This window comes from Microvirga sp. P4_G7 (assembly GCF_056401005.1).
On the sequence record NZ_JBFUKD010000344.1, the window covers coordinates 1 to 3,819 of the forward strand.

At 62.2% G+C, this 3,819-nt stretch carries 8 protein-coding genes and 1 pseudogene; all 9 read left to right on the plus strand.

Annotation, left to right across the window (positions count from 1 at the left end; translation table 11 throughout):
- On the plus strand, positions 1-115 hold a 115-nt coding region (locus tag AC1DT3_RS14140), incomplete at its 5' end, for an EF-Tu C-terminal domain-related protein (protein WP_477465894.1).
- Between the two features lie 68 nt (positions 116-183).
- Complete coding sequence (rpsJ, locus tag AC1DT3_RS14145; protein WP_009764298.1) at positions 184-492, plus strand: 30S ribosomal protein S10; 309 nt, start codon at positions 184-186, stop codon at positions 490-492.
- A 51-nt stretch (positions 493-543) separates the two neighbouring features.
- Complete coding sequence (gene rplC / locus AC1DT3_RS14150; protein WP_477465889.1) at positions 544-1,272, plus strand: 50S ribosomal protein L3; 729 nt, start codon at positions 544-546, stop codon at positions 1,270-1,272.
- Entirely contained in the window at positions 1,272-1,892 is a 621-nt protein-coding gene (gene rplD / locus AC1DT3_RS14155; protein ID WP_477465890.1) for a 50S ribosomal protein L4, read from the plus strand. The genes rplC and rplD overlap by 1 nt, the downstream gene beginning before the upstream one ends.
- A complete protein-coding gene (locus AC1DT3_RS14160) occupies positions 1,889-2,185 on the plus strand; it encodes a 50S ribosomal protein L23 (RefSeq protein WP_477465891.1) in 297 nt (98 codons plus the stop codon). Before rplD ends, AC1DT3_RS14160 begins: the two co-directional genes overlap by 4 nt.
- Positions 2,186-2,205: 20 nt before the next feature.
- Positions 2,206-3,048 (plus strand): 50S ribosomal protein L2, encoded by an 843-nt coding sequence (gene rplB / locus AC1DT3_RS14165; RefSeq protein WP_477465892.1) that lies wholly within the window; start codon positions 2,206-2,208, stop codon positions 3,046-3,048.
- A 10-nt stretch (positions 3,049-3,058) separates the two neighbouring features.
- On the plus strand, positions 3,059-3,337 hold the full coding sequence (gene rpsS / locus AC1DT3_RS14170; RefSeq protein WP_441965758.1) for a 30S ribosomal protein S19: 279 nt from the start codon (positions 3,059-3,061) through the stop codon (positions 3,335-3,337).
- A gap of 1 nt (position 3,338) precedes the next feature.
- Positions 3,339-3,722 (plus strand): 50S ribosomal protein L22, encoded by a 384-nt coding sequence (gene rplV, locus AC1DT3_RS14175; RefSeq protein ID WP_477465893.1) that lies wholly within the window; start codon positions 3,339-3,341, stop codon positions 3,720-3,722.
- Between the two features lie 11 nt (positions 3,723-3,733).
- Positions 3,734-3,819, plus strand: a pseudogene (locus AC1DT3_RS14180) (30S ribosomal protein S3); the annotation flags it as partial.

Sequence of the window (3,819 nt, forward strand, 5' to 3'; positions counted from 1 at the left end):
CTCCATGGACGTCCAGCTGATCGTGCCGATCGCGATGGAAGAGAAGCTGCGCTTCGCTATCCGCGAAGGCGGCCGCACCGTCGGTGCAGGCGTCGTCGCTCAAGTCTTGGATTAATCAGAGGATCGTCGAAGGGCGTGGCCGGTTCGGCCGGCCAAGTCCTTCTTCGTTGAACGGGGCAACCCATGAACGGTCAGAATATTCGCATTCGCCTTAAGGCGTTCGACCATCGGATCCTCGACGCATCGACACGCGAAATCGTGTCGACCGCGAAGCGGACCGGCGCTCAGGTACGCGGGCCCATCCCGCTGCCGACGCGCATCGAGCGCTTTACGGTTCTTCGCTCGCCTCACATCGACAAAAAGTCGCGTGAGCAATTTGAGATGCGCACTCACAAGCGCGTTCTCGATATCGTGGACCCCACTCCCCAGACCGTGGACGCGCTGATGAAGCTCGACCTCGCTGCGGGCGTGGACGTGGAGATCAAGCTCTAAGCCCCCCTTAGGGTTTGGAGCTATCGGTAGACACGTCGAGAGGATACGCACATGCGCTCAGGCGTCATTGCACAGAAACTCGGGATGACCCGCATCTTCACGGATGCCGGTGAACATGTCCCGGTCACGGTTCTTAAGGTCGACCAATGTCAAGTGGTCGCCCATCGGACCAAGGATAAGAACGGCTATACCGCGCTGCAGGTCGGCGTCGGTAAGGCCAAGGTCAAGAACGTTTCGAAGGCTGAACGTGGTCGCTTTGCGGTCGCCAAGGTCGAGCCGAAGCAGAAGCTCGCGGAATTCCGCGTCACCGAGGATGCAGTCATCCCCGTCGGCGCAGAGATCACCGCGGACCACTTCGTCGCTGGTCAGTTCGTCGATGTGACGGGCACCACGACGGGTAAGGGCTTCGCCGGCGGTATGAAGCGCTGGAACTTCGGCGGCCTTCGCGCCACGCACGGTGTGTCGGTTTCACACCGTTCGATCGGTTCGACGGGTGGACGCCAGGATCCGGGCAAGACCTTCAAGAACAAGAAGATGCCGGGTCACCTCGGCGCCGAGCGGGTCACGACGCAGAATCTGCGCGTTGTCTCGACCGACGTCGAGCGCGGTCTGATCCTCGTCGAAGGCGCCGTTCCCGGTGTCGCAGGCGGCTGGATCTACATCCGTGACGCGGTGAAGCGGAAGCTTCCGAAGGACGTGCCGATGCCCGGCAAGTTCCGTTCGGGCGCGAACGATGCTGCGCCGGCTGCGGTCGAGCAAGCTGCTGAGGAGAACGCGTGATGAAGCTTGATATCACCACGCTTGAGGGCAAGAAGTCGGGCTCCGTGGAGCTGAACGAGGCCATCTTCGGTCTCGAGCCTCGCGCCGACCTTCTGTCCCGCTGCGTTCGTTGGCAGCTTGCCAAGCGTCAAGCTGGCACGCACGCCGTCAAGAACCGTTCGTTGATCGATCGCACGACCAAGAAGGTCTATAAGCAGAAGGGTACCGGCGGCGCTCGCCACGGTGCCGCCAGCGCTCCCCAGTTCCGGGGCGGTGGTCGCGCTTTCGGACCGGTGGTTCGCAGCCATGCTCACGATCTTCCCAAGAAGGTCCGTGCGCTCGCTCTGAAGCACGCGCTCTCGTCGAAGGCCAAGGGTTCGTCCATCGTCATCGTTGACGACGTGACGCTCACCGAGCCGAAGACGAAGGCACTCGTCGAGCGCTTCGGCAAACTCGGCCTCGCGAATGCCCTGATCATCGGCGGCGCCGAGATCGAGGCGAACTTCCAGCGCGCGGCTCAGAACATTCCGAACATCGACGTCCTGCCGGTGCAGGGCATCAACGTCTATGACATTCTCCGTCGCGAGAAACTCGTTCTCACGAAGGCGGCTGTCGATGCGCTGGAGGCGCGCTTCAAATGAGCCTGGACCCGCGCCATTACGATGTGATCGTAGGCCCGGTGATCACCGAGAAGGCCACGACCCTGTCCGATCAGAACAAGGTCGTCTTCAAGGTGTCGCCGAATGCGACGAAGCCGCAGATCAAAGAGGCGGTTGAGAAGCTGTTCGATGTCAAGGTGAAGAGCGTCAACACGCTCGTCACCAAAGGCAAAGTGAAGATGTTCCGCGGCACCCGCGGCCAGCGGTCGGACGTGAAGAAGGCGGTTGTGACCCTCGAAGAGGGCCAAACCATCGACGTCACGACGGGCCTCTGATCGGTTGAGAGAGTGATCCGATGGCACTGAAGACATTCAAACCGATCACCCCTGGCCTTCGCCAGCTGGTGATCGTCGACCGCAGCGAGCTCTACAAGGGCAAGCCGGTCAAGTCGCTGACCGAGGGCAAGTCGTCCAAGGGCGGCCGCAACAACCTGGGTCGCGTGACCGTCCGCTTCCGTGGCGGTGGTCACAAGCGCACCCTGCGCAACGTCGACTTCAAGCGTCGCGCCCGTCTGGGCGATGCGGCGAGCGTGGAGCGGATCGAGTACGATCCGAACCGCACCGCCTTCATCGCGCTGATCCGCTTCGCTGACGGCGAGCTGTCCTACATCCTGGCTCCGCAGCGTCTCGCTGTCGGCGATCAGGTGACGGCCGGCGAGCAGGTCGACATCAAGCCCGGCAACGCGATGCCCATCGGCAACATGCCGGTCGGCACCATCATCCACAATGTGGAGCTGAAGATCGGCCGCGGCGRCGCAATCGCCCGCTCTGCCGGTACCTACGCCCAGATCGTGGGTCGTGACCAAGGTTACGTCACCGTGCGTCTCAACTCCGGCGAGCAGCGCCTGGTCCATGGCCAGTGCTTCGCCACCGTGGGCGCCGTGTCGAACCCCGACCACATGAACATCTCGATCGGTAAGGCCGGTCGTAATCGGTGGCTCGGCAAGCGTCCGCATAACCGCGGCGTCACCATGAACCCGATCGACCACCCGCACGGTGGTGGTGAGGGTCGTACTTCGGGCGGCCGCCATCCGGTGACCCCGTGGGGTATTCCGACCAAGGGCAAGAAAACCCGTTCGAACAAGCGGACCGACAAGTTCATCGTGTCGAGCCGCCACGCACGGAAGAAGAAGGGCTAAGAGGCACGTCATGGCACGTTCGCTTTGGAAGGGTCCGTTCATCGACGGCTACCTCCTCAAGAAGGCCGAGGCTGCCCGTGGTGCGGGCCGCAGCGAGGTCATCAAGATCTGGAGCCGCCGCTCCACGATCCTCCCGCAGTTCGTGGGCCTCACGTTCGGGGTCTACAACGGTCAGAAGCACATTCCCGTCTACGTGAGCGAGGAAATGGTGGGTCATAAGTTTGGCGAGTTCTCGCCGACCCGCACGTTCCACGGCCACGCAGCGGACAAGAAGGCAAAGAGGAAGTAAGATGGGTAAGGCCGCTACTCCTCGCGCATTGAGCGACTCCGAAGCGCAAGCCGTCGCTCGCATGCTGCGCGTCAGCCCCCAGAAGCTCAATCTCGTCGCGGGCTTGATCCGCGGCAAGAAGGTTTCGACCGCGCTGGCTGATCTCGAATTCTCGCGCAAGCGTATTGCGCGGGATGTCAAGAAGTGCCTTCAGAGCGCTATCGCGAATGCCGAGAACAACCACAATCTCGATGTGGACGATCTCGTCGTGAGCCAGGCTTTCGTCGGTAAGGCGCTTGTCATGAAGCGCTTCMATGCCCGCGCTCGCGGTCGTGGCGCCCGCATCATGAAGCCGTTCTCGAACCTCACGATCGTGGTTCGGGAAGTCGCCGCCGAACAGGCATAAAGGAGAACCAGATGGGTCAGAAAATCAACCCGATCGGTCTTCGGCTCGGCATCAACCGGACCTGGGACTCGCGCTGGTTCGCCGGCAAGGGCGAGTA

Bases quoted from the DNA above. Each gene is read 5' to 3' on its own strand.
- rpsJ (WP_009764298.1), top strand. From the start codon at position 184: ATGAACGGTCAGAATATTCGCATTCGCCTTAAGGCGTTCGACCATCGG.
- rplC (WP_477465889.1), top strand. From the start codon at position 544: ATGCGCTCAGGCGTCATTGCACAGAAACTCGGGATGACCCGCATCTTC.
- rplD (WP_477465890.1), top strand. From the start codon at position 1,272: ATGAAGCTTGATATCACCACGCTTGAGGGCAAGAAGTCGGGCTCCGTG.
- AC1DT3_RS14160 (WP_477465891.1), top strand. From the start codon at position 1,889: ATGAGCCTGGACCCGCGCCATTACGATGTGATCGTAGGCCCGGTGATC.
- rpsS (WP_441965758.1), top strand. From the start codon at position 3,059: ATGGCACGTTCGCTTTGGAAGGGTCCGTTCATCGACGGCTACCTCCTC.